This is a genomic window from Pseudomonas sp. FW305-3-2-15-E-TSA4 (assembly GCF_058787295.1).
Window position 1 is genome coordinate 1 of the sequence record NZ_JBYSZP010000045.1, and the last position, 668, is coordinate 668.

At 56.6% G+C, this 668-nt stretch carries 1 protein-coding gene; it reads right to left on the reverse strand.

Features of this window, described 5'->3' with window-relative positions; all coding sequences use genetic code 11:
- A partial coding sequence (locus tag AC3WMV_RS28330) for a GTP-binding protein (protein ID WP_492561408.1) occupies positions 1-668 on the reverse strand: 668 nt, incomplete at both ends.

The following is a 668-nucleotide window of genomic DNA, read 5'->3' on the forward strand; positions in this document are numbered from 1 at the left end:
TTAACCGAACCCGGCTTAACCAGAACCTGACCACGCTCAACGTCGTCACGCTTGGTACCACGCAGCAGAACGCCGCAGTTCTCGCCAGCACGACCTTCGTCGAGCAGCTTGCGGAACATCTCAACACCGGTGCAGGTGGTGGTGGTGGTGTCACGCAGACCAACGATTTCCAGTGCATCTTGAACGCGAACGATACCGCGCTCGATACGACCAGTCACAACAGTACCGCGACCCGAGATCGAGAATACGTCTTCGATTGGCATCAGGAATGGCTTGTCGATCATACGAACTGGTTCTGGGATGTAGGTATCCAGAGTTTCAACCAGTTTACGAACGGCAGTGGTGCCCATTTCGTTGTCGTCTTTGCCTTCCAGCGCCATACGAGCCGAACCGATGATGATCGGAGTGTCGTCGCCTGGGAAGTCATAGGTGGACAGCAGGTCGCGAACTTCCATCTCAACCAGTTCCAGCAGCTCAGCGTCGTCTACCAGGTCAGCCTTGTTCAGGAAAACCACGATGTACGGAACGCCTACCTGACGGGACAGCAGGATGTGCTCACGGGTTTGTGGCATCGGACCATCAGCGGCCGAGCAAACCAGGATCGCGCCGTCCATCTGGGCAGCACCGGTGATCATGTTCTTCACGTAGTCAGCGTGACCTGGGCAGTC